The sequence below is a fragment of the Polaromonas hydrogenivorans genome (genome assembly GCF_040105105.1).
Classification (GTDB): Bacteria; Pseudomonadota; Gammaproteobacteria; order Burkholderiales; family Burkholderiaceae_C; genus Polaromonas; species Polaromonas hydrogenivorans.
Genome location: NZ_CP157675.1, coordinates 3,584,014 through 3,607,635 on the forward strand (window position 1 = coordinate 3,584,014; position 23,622 = coordinate 3,607,635).

The 23,622-nt window shown below is 59.4% G+C and carries 22 protein-coding genes; 10 read left to right on the forward strand and 12 right to left on the reverse strand.

Annotated elements, in window-relative coordinates; genetic code table 11:
• Window positions 1-84: 84 nt before the first annotated feature.
• A complete protein-coding gene (gene proB / locus ABLV49_RS17305) occupies window positions 85-1,221 on the forward strand; it encodes a glutamate 5-kinase (protein ID WP_349278373.1) in 1,137 nt (378 codons plus the stop codon).
• A 40-nt stretch (window positions 1,222-1,261) separates the two neighbouring features.
• Here the strand turns inward: proB and ABLV49_RS17310 are convergent, their stop codons facing one another.
• Window positions 1,262-1,774, reverse strand: coding sequence for a CNP1-like family protein (locus tag ABLV49_RS17310; RefSeq protein ID WP_349278375.1), 513 nt, complete (start codon window positions 1,772-1,774; stop codon window positions 1,262-1,264).
• Window positions 1,771-2,478: an RNA pyrophosphohydrolase gene (locus tag ABLV49_RS17315; RefSeq protein WP_349278377.1), complete on the reverse strand. Its 708-nt coding sequence runs from the start codon at window positions 2,476-2,478 to the stop codon at window positions 1,771-1,773. The genes ABLV49_RS17310 and ABLV49_RS17315 overlap by 4 nt, the downstream gene beginning before the upstream one ends.
• Window positions 2,479-2,581: 103 nt before the next feature.
• On the opposite strand from ABLV49_RS17315, the gene ABLV49_RS17320 reads away from it, so the two are divergent.
• The 3 genes from ABLV49_RS17320 (at window position 2,582) to ABLV49_RS17330 (ending at window position 7,711) form a co-directional block, all read left to right on the forward strand.
• Window positions 2,582-4,327, forward strand: a complete 1,746-nt coding sequence (locus ABLV49_RS17320; RefSeq protein ID WP_349278379.1) for a proline--tRNA ligase — start codon at window positions 2,582-2,584, stop codon at window positions 4,325-4,327.
• A 28-nt stretch (window positions 4,328-4,355) separates the two neighbouring features.
• Window positions 4,356-5,021, forward strand: coding sequence for a lytic transglycosylase domain-containing protein (locus ABLV49_RS17325; protein WP_415838051.1), 666 nt, complete (start codon window positions 4,356-4,358; stop codon window positions 5,019-5,021).
• Between the two features lie 239 nt (window positions 5,022-5,260).
• Window positions 5,261-7,711 (forward strand): patatin-like protein, encoded by a 2,451-nt coding sequence (locus ABLV49_RS17330; protein WP_349278380.1) that lies wholly within the window; start codon window positions 5,261-5,263, stop codon window positions 7,709-7,711.
• 22 nt (window positions 7,712-7,733) lie between these two features.
• Here the strand turns inward: ABLV49_RS17330 and ABLV49_RS17335 are convergent, their stop codons facing one another.
• The 6 genes from ABLV49_RS17335 to pedF all read right to left on the reverse strand — a co-directional run bounded on the left by ABLV49_RS17335 (window position 7,734) and on the right by pedF (window position 14,968).
• A complete protein-coding gene (locus tag ABLV49_RS17335) occupies window positions 7,734-8,201 on the reverse strand; it encodes an NUDIX domain-containing protein (RefSeq protein WP_349278382.1) in 468 nt (155 codons plus the stop codon).
• Entirely contained in the window at window positions 8,198-9,079 is an 882-nt protein-coding gene (locus tag ABLV49_RS17340; protein WP_349278383.1) for an ATP-binding protein, read from the reverse strand. The genes ABLV49_RS17335 and ABLV49_RS17340 overlap by 4 nt, the downstream gene beginning before the upstream one ends.
• Window positions 9,080-9,097: 18 nt before the next feature.
• Window positions 9,098-10,339: a bifunctional glutamate N-acetyltransferase/amino-acid acetyltransferase ArgJ gene (gene argJ, locus ABLV49_RS17345; RefSeq protein ID WP_349278385.1), complete on the reverse strand. Its 1,242-nt coding sequence runs from the start codon at window positions 10,337-10,339 to the stop codon at window positions 9,098-9,100.
• 69 nt (window positions 10,340-10,408) lie between these two features.
• Window positions 10,409-13,174: a preprotein translocase subunit SecA gene (secA, locus tag ABLV49_RS17350; protein WP_349278387.1), complete on the reverse strand. Its 2,766-nt coding sequence runs from the start codon at window positions 13,172-13,174 to the stop codon at window positions 10,409-10,411.
• Window positions 13,175-13,549: 375 nt separating this feature from the next.
• Window positions 13,550-14,455 carry a substrate-binding periplasmic protein gene (locus ABLV49_RS17355; RefSeq protein ID WP_349278389.1) on the reverse strand — a complete coding sequence of 302 codons (906 nt, stop codon included), beginning with the start codon at window positions 14,453-14,455 and terminating at the stop codon, window positions 13,550-13,552.
• 75 nt (window positions 14,456-14,530) lie between these two features.
• Window positions 14,531-14,968, reverse strand: coding sequence for a cytochrome c-550 PedF (gene pedF, locus ABLV49_RS17360; protein ID WP_349281766.1), 438 nt, complete (start codon window positions 14,966-14,968; stop codon window positions 14,531-14,533).
• Window positions 14,969-15,432: 464 nt separating this feature from the next.
• Between pedF and ABLV49_RS17365 the strand changes: the two genes are divergently transcribed.
• Window positions 15,433-17,484 carry a sigma-54-dependent Fis family transcriptional regulator gene (locus tag ABLV49_RS17365; RefSeq protein WP_349278391.1) on the forward strand — a complete coding sequence of 684 codons (2,052 nt, stop codon included), beginning with the start codon at window positions 15,433-15,435 and terminating at the stop codon, window positions 17,482-17,484.
• Here ABLV49_RS17365 and ABLV49_RS17370 read toward each other — a convergent pair.
• Together ABLV49_RS17370 and ABLV49_RS17375 are read right to left on the reverse strand one after the other, a co-directional pair.
• Window positions 17,461-18,492, reverse strand: a complete 1,032-nt coding sequence (locus tag ABLV49_RS17370; RefSeq protein WP_349278393.1) for an MBL fold metallo-hydrolase — start codon at window positions 18,490-18,492, stop codon at window positions 17,461-17,463. The genes ABLV49_RS17365 and ABLV49_RS17370 overlap by 24 nt on opposite strands.
• A gap of 54 nt (window positions 18,493-18,546) precedes the next feature.
• Window positions 18,547-19,644: an alpha/beta fold hydrolase gene (locus tag ABLV49_RS17375; RefSeq protein WP_349278395.1), complete on the reverse strand. Its 1,098-nt coding sequence runs from the start codon at window positions 19,642-19,644 to the stop codon at window positions 18,547-18,549.
• 102 nt (window positions 19,645-19,746) lie between these two features.
• Here ABLV49_RS17375 and pqqA point away from each other — a divergent pair, with 102 nt between their 5' ends.
• From pqqA to pqqE, 5 genes are all read left to right on the forward strand, one after another.
• Window positions 19,747-19,821, forward strand: coding sequence for a pyrroloquinoline quinone precursor peptide PqqA (pqqA, locus tag ABLV49_RS17380; protein ID WP_083758078.1), 75 nt, complete (start codon window positions 19,747-19,749; stop codon window positions 19,819-19,821).
• An 83-nt stretch (window positions 19,822-19,904) separates the two neighbouring features.
• The gene (gene pqqB / locus ABLV49_RS17385) at window positions 19,905-20,822 is read left to right on the forward strand and encodes a pyrroloquinoline quinone biosynthesis protein PqqB (protein WP_349278397.1); all 918 of its coding nucleotides are present in this window, start codon (window positions 19,905-19,907) and stop codon (window positions 20,820-20,822) included.
• A gap of 14 nt (window positions 20,823-20,836) precedes the next feature.
• Entirely contained in the window at window positions 20,837-21,568 is a 732-nt protein-coding gene (gene pqqC, locus ABLV49_RS17390; RefSeq protein WP_349278398.1) for a pyrroloquinoline-quinone synthase PqqC, read from the forward strand.
• Window positions 21,565-21,882 carry a pyrroloquinoline quinone biosynthesis peptide chaperone PqqD gene (gene pqqD / locus ABLV49_RS17395; protein ID WP_349278400.1) on the forward strand — a complete coding sequence of 106 codons (318 nt, stop codon included), beginning with the start codon at window positions 21,565-21,567 and terminating at the stop codon, window positions 21,880-21,882. The genes pqqC and pqqD overlap by 4 nt, the downstream gene beginning before the upstream one ends.
• Entirely contained in the window at window positions 21,866-22,996 is a 1,131-nt protein-coding gene (gene pqqE / locus ABLV49_RS17400; protein ID WP_349278402.1) for a pyrroloquinoline quinone biosynthesis protein PqqE, read from the forward strand. Before pqqD ends, pqqE begins: the two co-directional genes overlap by 17 nt.
• Window positions 22,997-23,044: 48 nt before the next feature.
• Here pqqE and ABLV49_RS17405 read toward each other — a convergent pair whose 3' ends face one another.
• Together ABLV49_RS17405 and ABLV49_RS17410 are read right to left on the reverse strand one after the other, a co-directional pair.
• On the reverse strand, window positions 23,045-23,377 hold the full coding sequence (locus ABLV49_RS17405; protein ID WP_349278404.1) for a c-type cytochrome: 333 nt from the start codon (window positions 23,375-23,377) through the stop codon (window positions 23,045-23,047).
• Window positions 23,374-23,619 carry a hypothetical protein gene (locus ABLV49_RS17410; protein WP_349278406.1) on the reverse strand — a complete coding sequence of 82 codons (246 nt, stop codon included), beginning with the start codon at window positions 23,617-23,619 and terminating at the stop codon, window positions 23,374-23,376. Before ABLV49_RS17410 ends, ABLV49_RS17405 begins: the two co-directional genes overlap by 4 nt.
• Window positions 23,620-23,622 lie beyond the last annotated feature (3 nt).

The window sequence follows — 23,622 nt, forward strand, 5'->3', positions numbered from 1 at the left end:
GACCGGCACTGAATCTTGATTGCTATATAAACGATAGCTGATTGCGCCCGCCCCTATTGCGCAAAAGCCTTAAAATACTTAAAAATGCACGATCCATCAGGCAACCCTGTTCTGCGCAACGCCAGACGCATTGTGGTCAAGGTAGGGTCCAGCCTGGTGACCAACGAAGGCCGCGGCCTGGATGCCATTGCCATCGGCCAGTGGTGCAAGCAGCTGGCCGCCCTGATCAAGGACGGGCGCGAAGTTATCATGGTGAGCAGCGGCGCGATCGCCGAAGGCATGAAGCGGCTTGGCTGGAGCGTTCGCCCGAAAGCCATACACGAACTGCAGGCGGCCGCTGCCGTCGGCCAGATGGGCCTGGTGCAGATGTATGAAACCAAGCTGCGCGAAAACGGCATCGGCAGCGCGCAAGTCCTGCTGACGCATGCCGACCTGGCCGACCGCGAGCGCTACCTCAATGCCCGCTCTACCCTGCTGACCCTGCTGCAGCTGGGCGTGGTTCCGGTCATCAACGAGAACGACACCGTCGTCAATGACGAGATCAAGTTCGGCGACAACGATACCCTGGGTGCGCTGGTGGCGAACCTTGTCGAAGCCGATGCGCTGATCATTCTGACCGACCAGAAGGGCCTGTACACCGCCGATCCGCGCAAAGACCCTGCGGCGCAGTTTGTCCATGAAGCCAAAGCCGGCGATACAGCGCTGGAAGCCATGGCGGGCGGTGCCGGTTCGAGCATTGGCCGGGGCGGCATGATCACCAAAATTCTGGCGGCCAAACGGGCTGCCGGTTCTGGCGCTTCGACGGTGATTGCCTGGGGCCGCGAGCCCGAGGCGCTGATACGGCTGACCCAGGGCGAAGCGATTGGCACGCTGCTGGTGGCGCAAACCCCAAAGATGCAGGCGCGCAAGCAATGGATGGCCGATCACCTGCAACTGCGTGGTTCGGTTACCGTGGACCCAGGCGCCGCCAGCATGGTGCAGGGCGGCGGCAAGAGCCTGCTGCCCATCGGCATGACAGGCGTACAGGGCGATTTCTCACGCGGCGACGTGATTGCCGTCAAGGATGCGGACGGAGTAGAAATTGCGCGCGGCCTAGCCAATTACTCCAGCGCCGAAGCCCGGCTGATTTGCCGCAAGGTTTCCTCGGAATTCGAGAAATTGCTCGGCTATACCGGCGAGTCTGAAATGGTTCACCGCACCAACCTGATCCTTAGCCGTTGAAGCAGGCGTTGAGCCTCCAGCACCATGGGAGCATCAACGCTTACGGCGTCATTCCAAAATTTGGATTTTTCAGCCGCCTGACCAATGCATTCACCGACAGCGGCAGGGCCGCGTTGTCGCAAGCGCCCGCCTGGGCAAATCGCAGCGCATGTTTGGACGGCATGTTGCCAAATAGGGAGCGCCACTCCGGATCACTGGCCATGTTCCAGCGCCCTTCGGGCGAATAGCGGGCATAGGTCTTGAATTCACCACTAGAGCAGCGCAGGCCCTCATACATCACGTTGCGCGCGCCGCTGGCGCTGGTGGCCACCATCACATAGCGCACCACGCCATCGCTTTTCGAAATGCTGATGGACGCCGGATCGACCCCATAAACCAGTGATGAGTTGGGTGACACCTCAAAGATGACCAGCTTGCCGACATCAAAAGCGGGTGGCGGCGGAACTTCGGACTCTTTCCACTCAGCATCTTCGACCGCGAACTGCGCCCAGGCCGCACTGCTCAGGCTGAGTAAAAGCCCACAGGCGAATAAAGAGGCTGGCTTGAATTTCATGTTTTTTTCGTTGGTGCATTCACGCCAAAACTGGTCTGCGGATCAGGCTCAAAAGTGGCGCCGGGAGGCAGCTCGAACGGAGCGCCCGGCTTGGTGGCGTAGGAAGGAATTCCACCTGCGGCAGGAAATGAACCTGGCTCGCCAGACTGATTGGCCAGCAGGTCACGCTGATGCAGGCCGCCGCGCAAATAGCGGTTGCGCTGCTCCGGACGCGCATCGAACCGAAACTCGCAACGCGGCACAAAGCGCGACAACTCGGTCAATGCCATTTCATACACGCCCCGCTTGAACTCCACCACGACATCGAGCGGCACCCAATAGTCGTTCCAGCGCCAGGCATCAAACTCGGGGTGGTTGGTTGCACGCAGGTTCAAATCCCAGTCGTGACCGACCAGTTGAAGCAAAAACCAGATTTGCTTCTGGCCTTTGTAGTGTCCACGCGCATCGCGGCGGATGAACCGGTCAGGCACCTCATAGCGCAACCAGTCTCGGGTACGGGCCAGCACCTGAACGTGCTGTGGGTGCAGTCCGACCTCTTCATGCAACTCGCGGAACATGGCCTGTTCGGGATTTTCGCCCCGATCAATGCCGCCCTGCGGGAATTGCCATGAGTGGGTACGGATGCGTTTGCCCCAAAATACCTGACTTCTCTGGTTGAGCAAGATGATGCCGACATTGGGCCGAAAACCGTCCCTGTCAAGCATAATCAAACCTCAAATTTTTTAAACTGAGTCCATTATGCACAGCGAAGGCGCCCCCGCCAAGCGCACAGCCGGACGACAGTCTCCAAACCCAGAAAAATAGCCCATGAAAGCCTCCCAGTTCTTCATTTCCACCCTCAAGGAAGCACCCGCCGACGCAGAAATCGTCAGCCACCAGCTCATGATGCGCGCCGGCCTGATCAAAAAGCTGGGCGCCGGCATTTACAACTACATGCCCATGGGTCTGCGCGTGATCCGCAAGGTCGAAGCGATTGTTCGCGAGGAAATGAACCGCGCTGGCGCTATTGAAATGAGCATGCCGGTCATCCAGCCGGCCGAACTCTGGCAGGAAACCGGGCGCTTCGAAGCCATGGGACCGGAGTTGCTGCGCATCAAGGACCGTCATGGCCGCGATTTCGTGGTCCAGCCGACCAGTGAGGAAGTCGTTACCGACGTGATGCGTCAGGACATCCGCAGTTACAAGCAGTTGCCTAAAAACCTGTACCAGATCCAGACCAAATTCCGCGACGAGCGCCGGCCGCGCTTTGGCCTGATGCGCGGGCGCGAATTCATCATGAAGGACGCCTACAGCTTTGACCGCGACCAGACGGCCGCCAAGGTCAGCTACCAAAACATGGCGCAGGCTTATCGCCGTATCTTTGACCGCTTTGGCCTGACCTACCGCGCTGTCGCTGCCGACAGCGGCGCGATTGGCGGCGATCTGAGCGAGGAATTCCAGGTGATTGCCGCCACCGGCGAAGACGCCATCGTTTACTGCCCGACCAGCGACTACGCGGCCAACATGGAAAAGGCCGAAGCGCTGGCCCCTGCCGGCCCGCGCCAGGAAGCATCGCAAACGCTGGCCAAAACGCCCACTCCGGGCAAAGCCACCTGCGCCGATGTCGCCGAGTTGCTCGGCATCCCGCTGGAAACCACCGTCAAGTCACTGGTGCTGGCCACGGACCTGAGCAATGAAGCCGGTGAAGTGGTCAAGACGCAGGTCTGGCTGCTGCTGCTGCGCGGCGACCACAACATGAATGAAATCAAGGTCGGCAAGGTGCCCGGCCTGGATGCCAGCTTTCGCTTTGCCAGCCTGGCCGAGATTGACGACCACTTTGGCTGCGAACCCGGTTACCTGGGGCCACTGAACCTGAAAAAACCCGTCAAGCTACTGGTGGACCGCGAAGTCGCCGTGATGGCCGACTGGGTCTGCGGCGCCAATGAAGCCGATTTCCACATCACCGGCGTCAACTGGAGCCGCGACCTGCCCGAACCCGACCTGATCGCGGACATCCGCAATGTGGTCGCCGGCGACCCGTCGCCCGACGGCAATGGCGTGCTGGCCATCGAGCGCGGCATCGAGGTCGGCCATGTGTTCTACCTCGGCACCAAGTACAGCCAGGCCATGAATGCGACTTTCCTCGGCGAAAACGGCAAGCCGCAATTCCTGGAAATGGGCTGCTACGGCATTGGCATCACCCGCCTGCCGGCAGCTGCCATCGAGCAGAACCATGACGAGCGCGGCATCATCTGGCCCGATGCGATTGCCCCGTTCACCGTGGTGATCTGCCCGATCACGCCCGAGCGTTTCCCTGACGTCAAGGCCGCTTCCGACAAGCTGTACAGTGAGTTGCTCGGTGCCGGTGTGGATGTCATCCTGGACGACCGGGGCGAGCGGCCCGGCGCCATGTTTGCCGACTGGGAACTGATCGGCGTGCCGCACCGCGTCACCATTGGCGACCGGGGCCTCAAGGAAGGACACATCGAATACCAGCACCGCCGCGACACAGCGGCCAGCAAGGTCGATGCTGCGACTGCGTTCGATTTCCTCAAAGGCAAACTGGCCCTGTAAAGGCTGGGGTGACATTCTTCATTTGCCCATGACCGTGCCTGTGCAAAGTACTGTGATTTCAACGCAATTTTCAAGAAGAAAATGGCTTTTGCGCATATCCACCGGGTGTATTCCGCTATTATTTTCAGAGCATTCCAGTGCTGGCGGGCAGGTCGAGGAGCCGCTGATGGATTCGGTGCGCACGGCGCTGGGTTCAGCCATTGCCAACCAGGCGCCGCCTGTACCGGAGTTCAGGAACACCGAAAGCAAACTGGCGTACCTGCGCTGGCTGGGCGCCATGAGCGAGCGGCTCAAGAAGAAAATGCCGGAATTGCAAATCCGCCAGGAGTTTTTGCAGGCGGTCTGGTACGAAAGCAAGCGTGCCGGGCTGGACGTGACACTCGTGATGGGACTGATCCAGGTCGAGAGCAATTTCCGCAAGTTCGCCGTGAGCAGCGTCGGAGCGCGCGGCTACATGCAGGTCATGCCCTTCTGGACGCGCGTGATTGGCGATGGCGACCCCGGCAAGCTGTTCCACATGCAGACCAATCTGCGCTTTGGCTGCGTAATCCTTCGCCATTACCTGGACCGGGAGCGCGGCGACAATTTTCTGGGCCTGGGCCGCTACAACGGCAGCCGGGGCCGGGCGCCGTACCCGGAAGCGGTGTTTGCCGCGCAACGCGGCTGGCGGCCTGACGACCGGGCGGTTGGCTGACAAAAAGCCTGGCTTTCATCTCAAAGATGCAGCCGGATGACTGAGTCCAGATCGTCGGGCAACAAGAAAGCAATACGATCAGGCGTGTGCCGCGCAGCCTGGGCTAAAACGGCTTCTGCAAATGCAGCGCTTTGTCCCGTAAAAAGCAGGGCCTGACGTCCGCAGTCAGACTGTCGCGGATGGGCCGAGGAAGGCATAGAATGACTTTTGGCTTCCCCTTGGCCGAAGTGGAGTGAGGCATGAAAGAAAAAGAATTGCGGCTGGCGATCGTGTTCTTCGGAGGCGTCTCACTCGCCATTTACCAGCATGGCATCAACCGGGAAATACTGAACCTGATCCGGGCATCCAAGCTTTATCACCGGAACAGGCTGGGCGAAGACAGCGATGCCCCTTCATTTCGCAGCCGCTACACTGATGAGCCAGAGCGCTCGACAGGAGAAGTCTATCTCCAGTGTTTCGCGGCCATCGGGCAACACCTCTCCCTGCGGGTGATGGTGGACGTGATTTCCGGATCATCTGCAGGCGGCATCAACGGCATCGCGCTCGCCCGAGCCCTGGCGCATGATCTCAGCCTTGCGCCGCTGACCGATATGTGGCTGGCTGAAGCCGACATGCTCAAGCTGCTCGCGCCCGAGGCCAAGGCGCGGCTTTGGAGTAAATGGATTTTCTGGCCTTTCGTGCGGCCCCTGCTGGCACGGCTCCACAGAGAAGGCCTGTTCATCGGCAAGATCGATGCCGAGATGCAGGAACGGGTTTCGGTGTTCCTGCGCTCGCGCTGGTTCAAGCCGCCGCTTGATGGCCCTCGTCTCGCCGCCCTCGTGCTTGATGGTCTGACGGCCATGGAAAGACCGGAGGCCTCGACAGAATCCCTGCTCCCGCCGGGCACAAGGCTGGACCTGCTGGTCACGGCAACCGATTTCCGGGGTCTTGACCGGTCGATTTTTATTCACGATCCGCCCATGGTCAAGGAACGCGAGCATCGTCACCTTCTGCGCTTTCGCCTCGAACATGACAAAGCCGGCCATCTTCAAAGCGACTTTGATCTCGACAATTTGCCATCGCTGGCTTTCGCCGCCCGTGCATCCGCATCTTATCCGGGTGCTTTTCCACCGGCACAGCTGCGTGAAATGGATGATCTTCTGGCATCCCGCCACAGGCCCTGGCCCGCACGCTCACACTTTCTTGCCCGCAATTTCAGCGGCTATCGTGACCAGAGCAAGAACCCGGAGGAAGCCGTACTGGTCGATGGCAGCATCCTGGACAACAAGCCGATCATGGCAACCCTCGAAGCCATCCGCGCGCACAGCGCTTTTCGCGAGGTGGATCGACGTCTCGTTTACATCGACCCGCATTCCCAGATGGACAAAGCAGTTGCCAGCAGCACTGTGCCGGGGTTTTTCGCGACCTTGCGCGGGGCGCTCTCCGACTTGCCCCGCACCGATCCGACCTACAACGAACTGGCGGACGTCAGTCGTTACAACAAACAGGTGCGACGCCTAAAGGAGACAATTTATTACGCCAGAGCCGAGGTCGCAAAATTGATCGAGCATGCCACCGGGGGGCGGATCAGCGGCAGTTTCACCATCCATGACTTGCGGCACTGGCGCCTGACCTCCACCAACCTCCTAGGTAGTACACCGATTGTCTATGACTCGTACATGCGCGCTCTTGCGCTGGAAGGACTGGATTTCGTCGTCGAGCTGATCAACGGCGCCTGCCATTTTTCCAGGGATTCAGCACCGGCGCACAGGGTTCAGGAAAGCATCGAACAATGGGCCAGGAATCAGGCGATTCTGCTATCCAATTCCTACCGCATGCCGGAAAACGCCTATGAAAACACCGATATGCCTGCATTTGCGAAAATTGTCATCGACTTCGGACTGGTCTATAAAAAGAGGCGACTAAATTTCGTTCTTCATGAGATCAATGACCTCTATGGAAACATCCCGTTAATGGATTCCTGTTCGACGGAACCCGAGGATCTCGATCTGATAAAGATCCAGATCCACAAGCTGATCGATGAAATGTCGATTTACGACGACAGCAGTTTCCTGAGTGGCCAGGCGATTGCCATGTGCCGCAAACTATTCCTGGCAGATTTGGGAAAAATGGAAATCGACCAGTTTGTCAGCACCAATGATTCAGCCATCTCCAGCCTGGTCAAGCGACTCGGCATTGAATGCGATATGGCCCGCAGAAACGACGATGCGGACGCAGTGCTGTCATCTTCGCTGGTGCTCAATCTTGAGCCCCGTTGCCGCAGCGCCATTCTCTCTGGCTATCTGGGCTATTTCTACTGGGACATCATCCTTCGTCCCGTGGTGAATGCCCTGTCCCTTGAAGCTGGACCGATCGAGGAGATATTGATAGACCGCATCAGTCCGGACGATTTCGTCAGCCTGACATTACCAGACGCGACGAGGATGCTGCTGGGTGGAACCTTTGCCGGCTTTGGCGGCTTTCTCAGTCGCGCAACGCGTGAGAACGACTATCTGTGGGGGCGGCTGCATGCCGTGGATAGGCTCTTCGACATTCTTGCCAGCACCGTACCGGCGAATACACGGCACGAAATCAATTTTCATGCCTTGAAGAAGGCTGCATTTGAACGGGTGATCGAGGAGGAAGCCGGGCGGCTCAGCCTGATTCCCGACCTTGTGGCACGGCTGCGCGATGCGATCTCCGCTCTCTGAATCAGCCCCTTGCCAGGCCAGATTATCGGGTCGCACCGGAAAAGCCTCGTTCCTCGGCGAACCAGGTCAGTACAGGAATGGTGCCGGGCAATACCGGCTGCACCGTGACCGGTAAAGACTGCCAGGCAAACGACTGGCCTTCGTGCATCTGCAACTCGCCCGTCCATTCAAACACCTTGCAGAAATTGAGCCGGACCAGCGCATGCGGGTAATCGACCATCTCGACTTTCCAGGGATGCACGGAAGCGATGGTGATGCCTATTTCTTCCTGCAGTTCGCGACGCAACGCCCGCTCGACGCTTTCGCCCTGCTCCAGTTTGCCGCCTGGAAACTCCCAGTAGCCTTCATAGACCTTGCCAGGAGGGCGGGACGTGAGCAAAAACTGGCCGTCGGGCTGGATCAGCACGCCAACCGCCACTTCAACCACTTTGCGCTCTTCACCGCCTTCACGAGGCTCGGCGGCGTCGGCAACCAGCACTTTTTCAATCACTGAACAGTGCCTGAATGCTGCCCGGCATAGTCGCGGGCAAACTGGTAGGCCACACGGCCGCTGCGCGAGCCGCGCTCCAGCGCCCAGACCAGCGAAGCCGGGCGTGCGGCTGCGATGGCCTCGGCATTAACGCCAAATGAAGACAGCCACTGCGCCACGATGGTCAGGTACTCGTCCTGGCTGAACGGGTAGAAGCTGACCCACAGGCCAAAGCGTTCGGACAGGGAAATCTTTTCTTCAACGACTTCACCCGGATGCACTTCACCATCTTCGGTGTGTGTGTAGGTCAGGTTCTCCATCATGTACTCGGGCAGCAGGTGGCGGCGGTTGCTGGTGGCGTAAATCAGCACATTCGGCGTTGCGGCGGCAATCGAGCCGTCCAGGATAGACTTGAGTGCCTTGTAGCCGGGCTCGCCTTCTTCAAAACTCAGGTCGTCACAAAACACAATGAACTTCTCGGGCAGGCCGGACACCACATCGACGATGTCAGGCAGGTCGGTCAGGTCGGCCTTGTCCACTTCAATCAGCCGCAGGCCCCTGGCCGAATACTCGTTCAGGCAGGCCTTGATGAGGGAGGATTTTCCGGTGCCGCGCGAGCCGGTCAGCAAGACATTGTTGGCCGGCTTGCCGCTGACGAACTGCTCGGTGTTGCGCCGTATCTTGTCTTTCTGGCCGTCGATTTCCTTCAGGTCCGCCAGACGCATGGCGCCCAGATGCCTGACCGGCTCCAGCGAACCGTGGCCGGAGCCGCGCTTGCGATAACGGTAGGCAACGGAAGCCGTCCAGTCGGGCGCGGACAAGGGTTGCGGAAGCACGGACTCAATGCGCGCCATCAGCGATTCAACCCGCACCATCAGGCGTTCAAACTGTTCGTTCATGCTCAATCGCCTGTTGGTTTAGCTGCGGTAATCTGCGTTGATCTTGACATATTCATACGACAGGTCGCAGGTCCAGACGGTGTCAACCGCTTCGCCCCGGCCCAGCACGACGCGCACGGTGATCTCGCTTTGCTTCATCACCCGCTGGCCGTCGGCTTCGACGTAGTCCACATGCCGGCCGCCATTTTTAGCCACCAGCACGTCATCCAGGTACAGATCAATCCGCGTCTGGTCCAGGTCGGCAATGCCGGCATAACCCACGGCCGCCAGAATCCGGCCCAGGTTGGGGTCGCTGGCAAAAAATGCCGTCTTGACCAGCGGCGAATGAGCGATGGCATAGCCCACCTGGCGGCACTCCTCGCCGGTTTTTCCACCCTCGACCCGAATGGTCATGAACTTGGTGGCGCCTTCACCGTCACGAACAATGGCCTGCGCCAGTTGTTGCGCGATGCCCATCATGGCCGTGCGCAGGGCCTGGCCGTCCGGGCTGTCCAGCGAGGTGACTGGCGTGTGCGCGGCCTGGTTGCTAGCAATGACCACAAACGAATCATTGGTGGAGGTATCGCCGTCAATCGTGATGCGGTTAAAGGAGGCATCAGCCAGTTCCTTGGCCAGTTGTGCCATCAACCCCTGTGACACGCAGGCATCGGTGGCCAGGAAGCCCAGCATCGTCGCCATGTTGGGGCGGATCATGCCCGCGCCCTTGCTGATGCCGGTGATAGTGACAGTAGCGCCGCCCAGCGTGATGCGGGTCGAAAACGCCTTGGGCACCGTGTCGGTGGTCATGATGGCTTCGGCAGCGTTGGCCCAGTTGTCGGCTTTGGCATCGGCCAGCGCCGCAGGAAGCCCTGCCGCAATACGGTCATGGGGCAAAGGCTCCATGATGACGCCGGTAGAAAACGGCAGTATCTGCTCAGGCGAAAGATTCAGGGCGCGAGCCAGTTCAATGCAGGTGGACTGTGCACGCATCAAGCCATCGTGGCCGGTGCCCGCATTGGCATTGCCAGTGTTGATCAGCATGGCGCGGATGCCGTGGTTCTGGCCAGAATTTGCAGCCAGATGCGCGCGGCAGATTTGCACCGGGGCGGCGCAAAACCTGTTTTGGGTAAAAACAGCGCCCACCGAAGCACCTTCGTCGAGCAGCAGCACGGCGAGGTCTTTGCGGTTGGCTTTGCGAATACCCGCTTCAGCAATGCCCCAGCGCACACCGGGCACGGGGTAGAGATCAGCGGCGGGCGTGGCAAGCAGGTTCACAGGCATGGACTTGACTCCAGAAAAAAGGGTTAGGACGCCAATGGCGCCCATGAAATGACCAGACCGCGTTGCGGGTCAGGTCAGCTTGCCGTGGCAGAGCTTGTATTTTTTACCCGAACCACAGGGGCACGCATCATTGCGGCCAACGCGCGGCATAGCCGAACCGGAAATAGCCTGCTGACGCCGCTGCGAGGCTTCATCGACCGTCGTTTCCACTTCACCCGTTTCAGTGGGTGCGGTGTAGGTCACGTTGGTGATGTTTTCGGCCCGGCTTTCGAGGGCTTCGGCCGCCTGGTCGAGTTGTTCGCCCGACTGAACCTGGACCGTCATCAGCGTTTTGGTGACTTCGTTCTTCACACTGTCGAGAAGCTGGCCAAACAACTCAAACGCTTCGCGCTTGTATTCCTGCTTGGGTTGCTTCTGGGCATAGCCACGCAGATGAATGCCCTGGCGCAAATAGTCCAGGGCACTCAGGTGTTCACGCCAGTGGCTGTCAATGCTTTGGAGCAGCACCACACGCTCGAACTGGGTGAAATTTTCCTTGCCGATCTTTTCCAGCTTGTCGGCAAATGCCGCCTCGGCGGCAGCACTGACTTTTTCAAGCACTTCCTCATCCGTGATCGCCGTGGCGGATTCGATTTCCTGGCGCAAGGCCAGCTCGATGTGCCACTCGTCACGGAGCGTTTTTTCAAGCCCGGCCACATCCCATTGTTCCTCGACGCTTTCCACGGGCACATACTGCCGCGTCAGGTCAGCGAAGCAGCCCTCACGCAATGAGGCAATTTGCGGCTGGAGATCGCTGGCATCCATGATGTCATTGCGCTGCTGGTAAATCACCTTGCGCTGATCGTTAGACACGTCATCGTATTCAAGAAGCTGCTTGCGGATGTCGAAATTGCGCGCCTCGACCTTGCGCTGCGCCGATTCAATGCTACGCGTGACAATGCCGGCTTCAATCGCCTCGCCATCGGGCATCTTCAGCCGCTCCATGATGGACCTGACCCGGTCACCCGCGAAAATACGCATCAGCGGGTCGTCCAGGCTCAGGTAAAAGCGTGAAGAACCCGGATCACCCTGGCGACCCGAACGGCCACGCAACTGGTTGTCAATACGGCGCGACTCGTGGCGCTCGGTGGCAATGATGCGCAAACCGCCCAGTGTTTTGACCTGCTCGTTTTCCTGCTTGCACTGGGTCTGCAAGCGCGCGATTTCGGCTTCCTTGGCAACGGTATCGAGGGACTCGTCCGCCTCCACTGCTTCAATCAGTTTTTCAACATTGCCGCCCAGCACGATGTCGGTACCGCGTCCGGCCATGTTGGTGGCGATGGTGATCATCTTCAGGCGGCCCGCCTGCGCGACGATGTCGGCCTCTCTGGCATGCTGCTTGGCGTTCAGCACCTGGTGCGGCAGGTTTTCCTTGATCAGCAACTGGTCGATGATTTCGGAATTTTCGATGGAAGTCGTTCCGACCAGCACCGGCTGGCCGCGCTCATAACACTCGCGAATGTCCTTGATCGCCGCTTCGTATTTCTCGCGTGTGGTTTTGTACACGCGGTCCAACTGGTCATCGCGTTTGCTCACCCGGTTGGGTGGAATCACGGTGGTCTCCAGTCCGTAGATTTCCTGGAATTCATAGGCTTCGGTGTCAGCGGTTCCGGTCATGCCGGACAGCTTCTTGTAGAGGCGGAAATAGTTCTGGAAGGTGATCGAAGCCAGGGTCTGGTTTTCAGCCTGGATCTGCACGCCTTCCTTGGCTTCAACCGCCTGGTGCAGGCCATCGCTCCAGCGGCGGCCCGACATCAGGCGACCTGTGAACTCGTCCACAATCACGACTTCGCCTTCTTGCACCACGTAGTGCTGGTCGCGGTGGTACAGCAGATTGCCACGCAGGGCTGCATACAAATGATGCATCAGCGAAATGTTGGCCGGGTCGTACAGCGTGGCGCCTTCGGGAATCAGGCCCATCTCGAACAGGATGCGCTCGGCGCTTTCATGGCCCTGCTCGGTCAAAAACACCTGGTGCGTTTTTTCATCGATGGTGTAGTCGCCGGGTGTTGTAACGCCCTCGCCGGTTCGCGGATCTGCTTCGCCCTCCTGGCGCGTCAGCAAGGGCACGACCTTGTTGATCGCCAGGTACATCTCGGTGTGGTCTTCGGCCTGGCCGCTGATGATCAGCGGCGTGCGCGCCTCGTCAATCAGGATCGAGTCCACCTCATCGACGATGGCGAAGTTCAGGCCGCGCTGCACCCGGTCGCCTACTTCGTACACCATGTTGTCGCGCAGGTAATCAAAACCAAACTCGTTGTTGGTGCCGTAGGTGATGTCGGCGTTGTAGGCTGCCTGCTTTTCCTCGCGCGACATGTTCGGCAGGTTGATGCCGACGCTCATGCCGAGAAAGTTGTACAGCTTGCCCATCCAGCGGGCGTCACGACTGGCCAGGTAATCATTGACCGTGACCACATGCACGCCCTTGCCGGTCAAGGCATTGAGGTACACCGGCAGCGTTGCGGTCAGGGTCTTGCCTTCACCCGTGCGCATTTCTGAAATCTTGCCGTTGTGCAGCGACATGCCGCCCAGCATCTGAACGTCGAAGTGACGCATCTTCATGATGCGCTTGCTGCCTTCGCGCACGACGGCAAAGGCCTCGGGAAGCAGAGCGTCGAGTGTTTCGCCAGCGGCTACCCGATCCTTGAACTCCTGCGTTTTAGCGCGCAACTGGTCGTCGTCCAGCTTTTCATACTGGGTTTCCAGCGCATTGATTTGGTCTACAGTTTTACGGTAGGTTTTGAGCAGCCGGTCGTTGCGGCTGCCGAAAATTTTGGTCAGGATATTGGAAGCCATAAATGCGAAGCCGCCTTGTCTGCTCCCCTGAGCTGGCAATGCGGCCAAAATCCCTTATTGAGTACGGAACTTAGGTGTGGGCGCTGGCAGCTTAGTTCAACTGTGCGCAAACCATTGATTTTAGCGCGGCGAAAATGACAGTCGCCTTTTCACCTGAAACAGCCCGCTAGAGCGAACCCGTTTTAACCAGCAAACGACTTTTTAGCATCAACTAGGCTTCTTGCGCAGGCGTGGCCTGCGCAAGAAGCTATGAATTCAGTAGCAAAAAGCCGCTGGGCGCCTTGAACGCCGTGATGGGCAGTCAGGGTGATTCCGCTTTAGCTCAATCGCCTGCTATTTGGCTTGGATCCAGCCTGCTTTTACCGGCGCCAGCGATCAAGGCGAGGTCAGCGTCATGCCATTGCTTTTAAAGATGGCCAGCAGTTCGCCACTGCTGCGCAATTCCTGCATCGCCTTTTGCATGGCCTGAGCCAGGTCTTTGTAGTCTGCCTTGACGGCCATTCCCAACGGCCAGCCGTTTTCGGGAACGCCATAAAGCGGCAGCGGACTCATTGACCAATGGGCTGGCCGGGACTGACTCTGCGACAGCATGGATTCGGCCTGCGAACGCATCACAAAGGCGCCTGCTGCTTTTCCATCGATAACCGCCTTTGCTGCTTCCACGCCCGTGCTGTAAAGAGCGACCTGAGACATCAACATGCCCGCATTGTGCGCCATCAGCACACTGGCAGTTCCGGTGCCACGCTCGGCGGCCAGCTTGAAGCCTTTCAGGTCTTCAGGACCACTGACCACAGGCAACACCGCCGTGTCATGCAACAGCACCTGCGTTTGCCGCATATAGGGGGCGAATATAAAAACCTGCCGGTTTTGCTGCGCCAGGTATTTGTCCACCGGCACATGCATCATGACATCGGCAGGACCATAGCCCAGGTAATGACCGCGCCAGACCATGTTGCGCAGGTCGTCGCCCATGTTCTCGCCAGCGTCAAAAGGCAGCAGTGTGAGTTTGAGCTGCAGCTGCTTGGCCAAGGCCTTGGCAATGTCGATGTCCAGCCCTTTCATGTCCGTCACAGGGCCATCCGAAAACGGCGCATTGTTCTTGTACACACCCACTTTCAATACGCCGCTGGCCTGAATTTTGGCCAGATCGCTCAGTTCGGTTTGCGCACAAACAACCGACCACCCCAGTATCAGGGGCAGCAACACGGCCAGCGTGCGACGTTGAACCTTGGGATTCCCCATCGGAAAGTGCTTGTTTTCAGGAAAAAAAGGGATAGGCATACGGATTGTTTCCTGGGGGATGAGGCGTAAATGCTACAGCTTCGATGGGAAGGTTCCCAGAGGTGGCCCGGAATTTCAGGGCTCGCGACGTGTTTCCAGGTAAGTCTTGATCGCCCAGATGGCTTCCTGGTTCAGGATACCCTCAAAGGGCGGCATGTACACGCGGCCGTCACGCACCCGGCCACGCCGAACGGTGCCCAGAAAAAACTCATCCGTTTCTTTATAACAGGCCATTTTTTTGGCTGCATCCGCCAAACCCATGCAATCCCCATCAATTTTTCGCAGATTGGGGGCGATGCCACCGGATATGGCTTCAAGACCATGGCAGCGCGCGCAATTCTGGTTGTAGGCCGAGGTTCCAATGCGCAGTGCCTCCTTGTTAGCAGGCCCTTCGCTATAAGGGTTGGCTGGCAGCCACTTTTCGCCCAGTTGCGGCAGGGTCGTGGTGTTGACTGATTGGGGCACGACATCGCCGTGCGCCATGGCCGTACCGGTTAGCAGGCATGTGGCCATCAGCAAAACGGCTGAACAGAGGGTGCGTATGTGGTGGGACATCGCACCCAGGCGACGGGTGAATACGCCAGTTGAAGTTTGCATGGCATGTCTCCTCAGTAGTGAAAGTTACTGGCAGTGGCAGCAATAAATGCGCCAGCCTTGTCAGGTTTGAGCTTTACTATGACAGTTTCATCGAGGCCGATCAACCAGACTCATCCATGTGTGTCAGTTTGACTCAGGTTGTTCAATTTTTGAGTAGCCGGCGAGTCCCGACACCCTCCAAAAACAAGGGTTTTCCCTTATAAGTCACTGACTTACAGCAGATTGACTCATTTGTTTTTGTTGAGCATCAAGTTGAAAGGGTACAAAATCGGGAAGAATAAAAACATCAAGCTTGCATCAGGGCCTGACCGAAGTCAGGACTGACTTGTACAGATACAAGGGCAGTGAATGGGTTGTAAACAAAGCGATTTGGAGACACGATGAGAACAGTGATGTATACCCCGATGGCGGGTCGCCCGGTGCACTCGCCAGACCAGGAAGTTCATGAGCTTGACCATCCCAATCTGATCATGGAATCGCATACGCGGTCTAAAGCTTATGGCATAGACCGCGACGACATACCTGATTTTTCACCCCAAAGCCCGGCCAGACTGGCCCAGGGGCTGGATGAAAACAAGTTCCTGCTGGAGCATGCCATGCCCGTCATGGAAACCCTTCATGAACAAATTGCCAACACCCACAACATGGTGCTGCTGACCGCGTCGAACGGTTTGGTGCTGCACTCGCTGGGCGACCTGGATTTCCTGGAAAAGGCGATGCAGGTGGCGTTGGTGCCAGGCGTGAGCTGGTCCGAAAAAAGCAAGGGAACCAACGCCATTGGCACGGCCTTGACAGAAGAACTGCCGGTGACCATACACGGCTCCGAGCATTTCATGCACGCCAACCAGTTTCTGACGTGTTCATGCGCCCCTGTTTTTGATCCTTACGGCCAGATCATTGGTGCACTGGATGTGACGGGGGATCAGCGAAATTTTCACCAGCACACCATGGCTTTGGTGCGCATGTCGGTTCAGATGATCGAGAACCACATGTTCGCCGACATTTTCCCGACGGCAGTTCGCATTCACTTTCACACACGCTCCGAATTTCTGGGCACCCTGGTTGAAGGCATCGCCGTTTTCTCGCACGAGGGACGCTTCCTGTCCGCCAACCGCAGCGCCCAGTTTCAGCTGGGCATGTCCTTCAATGCGCTGAAGGGTCATACTTTTTCTTCCCTGTTTGACATCCCCATCTCCAGGCTCCATGAACTGCGTGGCAATGCCCTGACCAAACCTCAGCAGTTTGTTCTGCACAACGGGGTGTCGGTCTGGTGCAGAATTAAAATGAAACCGTTGAGCCTGTGGTCGGACGGACAAGCGATCAACACGGCAGCGAGCAACCCGTTCAAACCACCAGAAGCTAAAAATTATGCAGGCATGGCCCCAGCAGCGGAAACAGGCTTCAGCCCTGCGCGCAAAGTGCAACTCTCCACTTTGCACTACCTGAACACCGGCGACCCCCAGGTAGCCACCGTCATCCAGAAACTGAGCATGGTGCGTGGCCGTGACATTCCGATCATGATCCTGGGAGAAACCGGGACTGGCAAGGACTTGCTGGCCCAGGCCATTCACGGCGATTCCGACCGGGCCGGCCACCCTTTCGTGTCAGTCAACTGCGCCTCCATTCCCGAGACGCTGATCGAATCAGAATTATTCGGCTACGAAGAAGGCGCTTTTACCGGAGCCAAGAAAAAAGGTGCCACCGGAAAAATCCAGCAAGCCAACGGCGGTACGCTTTTTCTCGATGAGATTGGCGATATGCCCAGGCACCTGCAGGCACGCTTGCTGCGCGTGCTGCAAGACAAAAAAGTCAGTCCTCTGGGCGCAGGCAAGGAGGTGGAGGTTGACGTGGCCGTGATTTGCGCCACCAACAAGAACCTGAAGGAAATGATCGTCCGGGGAGAATTTCGCGAGGATCTTTACTATCGCCTCAATGGCCTGGTGGTTCGGCTGCCCGCCTTGCGCCATCGCACCGACTTTGAAGTCGTCATGCAGAAAATCCTGAAAAGCTTGTGCGAAAACGGCCCCCAGATTGGCATTTCGGCCGATGTGATGACCCTGTTCCATACGCACCAATGGCCTGGAAACTTCAGGCAGTTGCACAACCTGTTGCGCACGGCAGTGGTCATGGTCGGCTGCGAAGGCGTGATACAGCGCAACCACTTGCCCGACGATTTTCTCGAAGAGCATGAACATGTGCTGCAAGCGGTCGCGCAACCTTCACCTTCTTCTGCTGCCGCCCCGGAAAATGCACTGCCGAACGTGCCAGGCGATACCGATGGACAGCGGCTGCAAGATGTGGCCCTGGTGGCCATGACCAAGATGCTGCAACACCACAAGGGCAATGTGTCGGCGGCGGCCAAGGCGCTGGGCGTGTCCCGCAACACGGTGTACCGCCGCAAGGAACAGCTACCGCCCGACGTCTGGAACTGAGAGGCTGGCGGGGCCGGTGGCATCGAGCCATTGCGGCTCCAGCTCTCGCCATGCGCGCTGGACATTGAAGCCGTGGCGCTGCCTGTAGCCTGCCCAGCCGGAAAATTCCGGCAATTGAATTGACCGGGTGTCGCTGCCGTCCAGGCCGGCATCCATCGCCTGCAGCACGCGCATGCGCAATGCCTGCAAATACTGGCCAGTGGCCTCTAAGGCCGGTGGCAAGGAGCCGGCATCTGGCGCAACCGACACTGCGGCGCCCACGACCAGCGCCGGACGCAGTTCCTTCAAGCGTGGCAAGGCATGCAGCCAGCCGTTCAGGCTGCCTTGTGCGAGTTCGGGAATACGACCTTCGTAGAGCAAACCGCCGGCCCACATGACACGGTGCTTCGGCTCCCAGAGCAGCAAGTCGCTTTCGGTATGGGCATTGCGGACCTGCATCACCTGCAGCCGGATTCGGCCCACTGCCAGTGTCTCGCCTTCGCTCGTTATGCGGTTGGGCAAGGAAATATGGGTGCCCTGCATGGCCTCGGCACCGACGATGCTGGTCAGGTACAACAGGCATTGCTCGCACCTGCGCTGCATGGCTTCACGGGTGCCTGCGGTCGCAACGATCTCCAGCAGGCCCAGGGCCTGCAAATCAGCAAAGGCGGAATTGCCAAGCACGCTTTCAGCATGCGCATGGGTGTTGACGACCCAGCGCACCCGGGCACCCAACTGGCAGGCCAGCGAGCGTCTCACGCGCAGGCCATGCTGATGACTGGGTCCGGGGTCCACCACCAGGGCCTCGCCTGCGTCCACTACCGCGCTGATGGGCAGCACATGCCCCTGGTTGTCCGGGGAAATTTCGTCAATGCGTTCAGGCAGCCAGATCCACACGCCTGGGGCCACGGCCTGCCAGGCTACAGACGTGGCTTGTGTGCAGTCTGGTGTGGCTGCCCGAGCAACTTGTGCAGCGCTCCACAGGCATAACACCCAGCACAGCCAGCGCATTTTTAGCATCAGCGCCATGGTGGCCGCCTCAACTCGCCAGACCGCAGGCGCAGCAACGAATGCTCATGACATTCAACGCGGGCTTTGTACAACGCGTCGCAGCGCCGCGCGCATGGCGGGCTCCCCGGCCAGGTGCCCGGCGACAGGCCAATGTCCGCGAGCCACGCCAGGCTCCAGACCTTGTGACTGCCCGATCCACTGCCGGCTGTTGCCTGGCGGGCACACCGCGTCGAATTGACCATGGATCCAGTCGCTGGGCAGGCCGTGCCTTGCGAGCATGCTGACGGCACGGTCCAGGTCGCCGGGGTGCAGGAATCCCTTGTGACGCAGGTAATGGGACTGAATTCTGAATTTTTGCCAGCCACGCCGGTCTGCAGGGCGGATACCTGGCCGATCCACGCCGGCTTCAGCCTGTCGCCGCTTGCGCCTGAGCTGTGCCCAGTTCCGGCGAATCTCCGAGGCCAGCAGCCGGTCCCTCAAGATGGCAGCGTGAACCAGGCTTCGCCACATGCCATGCAAGGCGGCACCTTGCTCCAGCAGACCCCAGCAACGGATGAGGTGCAATGTTGCAGTCCGGGGTGCTCCAACTTGCAACACCTGCTCCAATTGGGCCAGCACGCGGGGCATGCCGCTGAGCGGGCCGCGTGGCCAATCAGGATGCCGTGCCACGGTACTTTCCCTGATGGGGTGGGGATGCAGGAGGCCGCGAATTTCCGCCAGGCGCAAGCCAAAAGCGCCGCGCAAGACCAGCCGCGTCACCCGTTGCGGGTAGCGTGCGGCATAGCGCAGCGCCAGCACGCATCCCCAGGAGCCGGCCAGCAAACTCCAGCGTTCAATCCCCAGTTTCAGGCGCAAACATTCCAGGTCGGCAACCAGTTGATCGGTATGGTTGCCTGCGCTACGCCCGCGCGGGCAAGACAGCCCGGCACCACGCTGATCAGGCACGATGACTTGATGCCTGCCCGGCTGAAAGGCCTGCATCAGGTCGGGCTGGCTGCCGCTGCCCGGTCCGCCATGCAGCACCAGCCAGGGCTCGCCCGTGGCCGGTCCAAGCCGGCGGTAGGCCATGCGACTGTGGCGTGCGGTGCTCACCCAGGCAGGCCCCGGCCAGTCAAGGGAAGGGCTGCGGCCCAGCAGGCGAGCCGTGTGTGGCGGAAGGGGCTTTAGCATGGCATTGATATTGCTCTATTTTCTGGGTGTGCAGCTTGTGGAAGCAACAGCGGCTACAAGATGGCAGACATATTTCATGCCAACTACCAGGAGACACCGACTATGCAATGGACAACACCTTCTTTTACCGACATGCGCTTCGGCTTTGAAATCACCATGTACATCGCCAACCGCTGAGTTTCAGCAAGTCTGGACCAAGCGCACCGGTGTTTGCACGCCCGTGCGCTTTTTTTATCCCCTGAACAGCCTGGATCAGCACAATGCGCATTCGAGTTTTAGGTTCCTCCGCCGGAGGCGGCTTTCCCCAGTGGAATTGCAACTGCCCCAACTGCGACGGTTTGCGCAGAGGCAGCATTCGGGCCCAGGCCAGAACGCAGTCGTCCATTGCCGTGACCGTCGATGGCACTGACTGGCTGCTGGTCAACGCTTCGCCGGATGTACTGGCCCAGATTCGGGCGACCCCCGAGCTGCAGCCCGCACGCGCCCAGCGCGACAGCGGCATTGCCGCCGTGTTGCTGATGGACGCCCAGATCGACCATGTCACCGGCCTGCTGATGCTTCGCGAGCGGCAAAGCCCCTTGCCGCTGCTGGCAACGCCCGAGGTGCTTGGCGACGTGACCGAAGGCTTTCCCATCACCCGGATTCTGTCGCATTACTGCGGCGTCACGCCGACTCCCCTGCGTCTGGATGGCGATTTCATGGCAGTGCCCGAGCTGCCGGGCATGGCGATACGGCCTGTTCTTTTGTCCTCCAAGCCGCCGCCTTATTCGCCTTTCCGGAATTGTCCGCGACCGGGCGACAACATTGGTTTGCTGCTGAAGAACCCGGCCACCGGGCAACGCGTGTTTTACGCGCCCGGCCTGGGGGAAATGACGCCCGCGCTGCTGGACCTGATGGCCCAGTGCAGCGTGGTGCTGGTGGACGGCACCTTCTGGACCGAAGACGAAATGCAGCGCCTGGGCCTGTCGAAAAAAAGCGCCGCCGAGATGGGGCATTTGCCGCAAAGCGGACCGCAGGGCATGATTGCCCAGCTCGACACCCTGCCGGCCGCGACCCGCAAAATCCTCATCCACATCAACAACACCAACCCCATCCTGCGCGAAGACTCCCCGGAGCGTGCCCTGCTGACCACGCATGGCATTGAAGTCGCGTTCGACGGCATGGACATCGTGTTTTAGGAAGCGACAACATCATGGAAATAGCCCAATCACCCTGCTTTGACGCCAGCAGATCAGCCTGGAGCCCTGCCGAGTTTGAACGGCAGCTGCGCGCCAAAGGCACGGCCTATCACATTCACCATCCCTTCAATGTACGGATGAACAGGGGCGGCTGCACCGCGGACGAAATCCGTTGCTGGGTGGCCAACCGTTTTTATTACCAGTTGTGCATTCCGCGCAAGGACGCGGCGATTCTGGCCAACATGCCTGACCGGGCGCACCGCCGACTGTGGGTGGAACGCATTCTGGACCATGACGGCTACGGCGACTACCAGGGCTGCGCCGCTGGCGGCATGGAAGCCTGGACCCAGCTGGGCCTGGCGGTCGGCCTGTCGCGTGAGGAGTTGTGGTCGTTGCAGGGCGTGGCGCCGGCGGTGCGATTCGCCTGCGATGCCTACGTGAATTTCGCCGCGAAAGCACCGTGGCAGGAAGCCGTGTGCTCATCGCTGACCGAGATGTTCGCGCCCCAGATCCACAAGGACCGGCTTGCCAGCTGGCCTTTGCATTACGGCTGGATCGAGCCCGAAGGCCTGACTTATTTCCGCAGCCGTATTCCGCTGGCAAGCCGCGATGTGGAACACGGGCTGGCGGTCACGATCACCCATTTCACCACCCGCCAGGCGCAGCACAGGGCGCTGGACATCCTGCAGTTCAAGCTCGACATCCTGTGGAGCATGCTCGACGGCATCGAGAAAGCCTGCGTATGAACGCCCCTGGCCTCCCTGCGGCAAGCGCCGCCCTACCGATGCCCCCCAAGGCCGTGGAGTTGCCCGCCCATCCACGGTTGTCGCGCCTGTACCGCCTGCAGTACGAGCCGGTGCAAACCGCCTGGGTGTTGCTCTACCCCGAAGGCATGGTCAAGCTCAACGACAGCTCCGCCGAAATCCTGCGCCGCTGCAACGGCCAGCTCAGCGCGGACGGCATTGCCGCCGAGCTGGAAGCGCTTTTTTCCGTCCAGGGCATTGGCCCGCAGGTCAAGGACTTGCTTCAGGAAGGAGTCCGCCGTGGCTGGATCGTCTGAAATTTCCCCGCTTGTCTCCCCGCCTTTGTGGCTGCTGGCGGAACTGACCTACCGCTGCCCGCTGCACTGCGTGTTTTGCTACAACCCGACCCAATACGCCCGCCTGCAGGAGGAAATGAGCACCGCGCAGTGGGTGGACGTGATGCGCCAGGCGCGCGCCCTGGGCGCCGCCCAACTGGGCTTTTCCGGTGGCGAGCCGATGCTCAGGGACGACCTCGAAGAGTTGGTGCAGGAAGCGCGTCACCTGGGCTTCTACACCAACCTCATCACCTCCGGCGTCGGGCTCACTGAAACCCGCGCCCGAAAGCTCAAGGACGCCGGGCTGGACCATGTCCAGCTGTCTTTCCAGGATTCCACCAAGGAACTCAACGATTTCCTGAGCCACACCAAAACCTTTGAACTCAAGCAAAAGGTTGCCCGGCTGATCAAGCAGCACGACTGGCCCATGGTCATGAACTGTGTGCTGCACCGCCACAACCTGCCGCATGTCGGCAAGATCATCGAGATGGCCGAGGCGCTGGAAGCCGAATTCCTGGAACTGGCCAACACCCAGTACTACGGCTGGGCCTGGACCAACCGCGACCACCTGATGCCGACGCACGAGCAGTTGATCGAAGCCGAAGCCGTGGTCAACCGCTACCGCGCGCAACCCAACCCGCGCTGCCGCGTGCTGTTCGTGGTGCCCGACTATTTTGAAGAGCGCCCCAAGGCCTGCATGAATGGCTGGGGCGCGGTCTTTCTGGCCATCGCCCCCGACGGCACCGCCCTGCCCTGCCACAACGCCCGCGACCTGCCCGGCCTGAAGCTGCCGCGTGTGCAGGACCAGCCCCTGGCCGATATCTGGGCACGCAGCCAGGCCTTTAACGCCTACCGGGGTGACAAGTGGATGAAACCGCCCTGCAGCAGTTGCGACGAGCGCCACAAGGATTTCGGCGGCTGCCGCTGCCAGGCCTTTTTGATTACCGGCGATGCCGCCCAGGCCGACCCGGTGTGCAGCAAATCGCCGCACCATGCCAAGGTGGTGGAACTGGTTCGCAGGGCGCCCGAGCACCGGATCACGCCGATTGTGTTTCGCAGCGACAGCGAATCACGGGCGCTGCATCCGCAAGACTGAGCCTGATGCCGATGCTCCGGCATTGGAGCATGGCCCAAACCCGCAAATTCAAGGTTTCTGGGAAAGCACCCATTTGGCCAGCTTGGTCAAATCTTCATTGCTGATGTTTTGATGCGGCGGCATGGCAACGCGCGAACCCCATTTGCCGGTCGAGCCGTTCTTGATGCTTTGAACCAGGGTGGGGACGGCGTCCTTGTCACCAGCGTATTTGCTGCTGATGCTCTGAAAAGAGGGGCCAACGATTTTTTCGGTGGCGGAATGGCATGAAAAACAGCCGTTGCCACGAACAAAGTCGGTCATGGCTGCGGTATCTTCAGCATGAACGCCGTTCATGCCTGAGGCTGCCAGCACAAATGCACAGGAAAGGATGTTGAGTTTCATACGCTGACTCCGTTTGGTAAAGATGAAGAAAAACTAAAAATGGCTTCAATAAAGCTGTCTTTCAGTTTGCTATAAATAAGATAGCTAGCTGCGCAGGTGGGTATTGCGCAAATCGCCTTTTTGGTATCAAAAATACGCTGAAACAGCGGAATCGGGACTACCAGATTTGCCTTTTCGGCTGCATCACACCCGCTGCGGCATGACGGGAAAAGGGCGGCCGCCAGGGCGGCCACCCTTTTCAAGAG

What these genes read in the sequence shown, in the direction of transcription:
- proB (WP_349278373.1), top strand. Translation starts at nt 85, where the DNA reads ATGCACGATCCATCAGGCAACCCTGTTCTGCGCAACGCCAGACGCATT.
- ABLV49_RS17310 (WP_349278375.1), bottom strand. Translation starts at nt 1,774, where the DNA reads ATGAAATTCAAGCCAGCCTCTTTATTCGCCTGTGGGCTTTTACTCAGC.
- ABLV49_RS17315 (WP_349278377.1), bottom strand. Translation starts at nt 2,478, where the DNA reads ATGCTTGACAGGGACGGTTTTCGGCCCAATGTCGGCATCATCTTGCTC.
- ABLV49_RS17320 (WP_349278379.1), top strand. Translation starts at nt 2,582, where the DNA reads ATGAAAGCCTCCCAGTTCTTCATTTCCACCCTCAAGGAAGCACCCGCC.
- ABLV49_RS17325 (WP_415838051.1), top strand. Translation starts at nt 4,356, where the DNA reads ATGACCGTGCCTGTGCAAAGTACTGTGATTTCAACGCAATTTTCAAGA.
- ABLV49_RS17330 (WP_349278380.1), top strand. Translation starts at nt 5,261, where the DNA reads ATGAAAGAAAAAGAATTGCGGCTGGCGATCGTGTTCTTCGGAGGCGTC.
- ABLV49_RS17340 (WP_349278383.1), bottom strand. Translation starts at nt 9,079, where the DNA reads ATGAACGAACAGTTTGAACGCCTGATGGTGCGGGTTGAATCGCTGATG.
- argJ (WP_349278385.1), bottom strand. Translation starts at nt 10,339, where the DNA reads ATGCCTGTGAACCTGCTTGCCACGCCCGCCGCTGATCTCTACCCCGTG.
- secA (WP_349278387.1), bottom strand. Translation starts at nt 13,174, where the DNA reads ATGGCTTCCAATATCCTGACCAAAATTTTCGGCAGCCGCAACGACCGG.
- ABLV49_RS17355 (WP_349278389.1), bottom strand. Translation starts at nt 14,455, where the DNA reads ATGCCTATCCCTTTTTTTCCTGAAAACAAGCACTTTCCGATGGGGAAT.
- pedF (WP_349281766.1), bottom strand. Translation starts at nt 14,968, where the DNA reads ATGGCCACATGCCTGCTAACCGGTACGGCCATGGCGCACGGCGATGTC.
- ABLV49_RS17365 (WP_349278391.1), top strand. Translation starts at nt 15,433, where the DNA reads ATGAGAACAGTGATGTATACCCCGATGGCGGGTCGCCCGGTGCACTCG.
- ABLV49_RS17370 (WP_349278393.1), bottom strand. Translation starts at nt 18,492, where the DNA reads ATGGCGCTGATGCTAAAAATGCGCTGGCTGTGCTGGGTGTTATGCCTG.
- ABLV49_RS17375 (WP_349278395.1), bottom strand. Translation starts at nt 19,644, where the DNA reads ATGCTAAAGCCCCTTCCGCCACACACGGCTCGCCTGCTGGGCCGCAGC.
- pqqB (WP_349278397.1), top strand. Translation starts at nt 19,905, where the DNA reads ATGCGCATTCGAGTTTTAGGTTCCTCCGCCGGAGGCGGCTTTCCCCAG.
- pqqC (WP_349278398.1), top strand. Translation starts at nt 20,837, where the DNA reads ATGGAAATAGCCCAATCACCCTGCTTTGACGCCAGCAGATCAGCCTGG.
- pqqD (WP_349278400.1), top strand. Translation starts at nt 21,565, where the DNA reads ATGAACGCCCCTGGCCTCCCTGCGGCAAGCGCCGCCCTACCGATGCCC.
- ABLV49_RS17405 (WP_349278404.1), bottom strand. Translation starts at nt 23,377, where the DNA reads ATGAAACTCAACATCCTTTCCTGTGCATTTGTGCTGGCAGCCTCAGGC.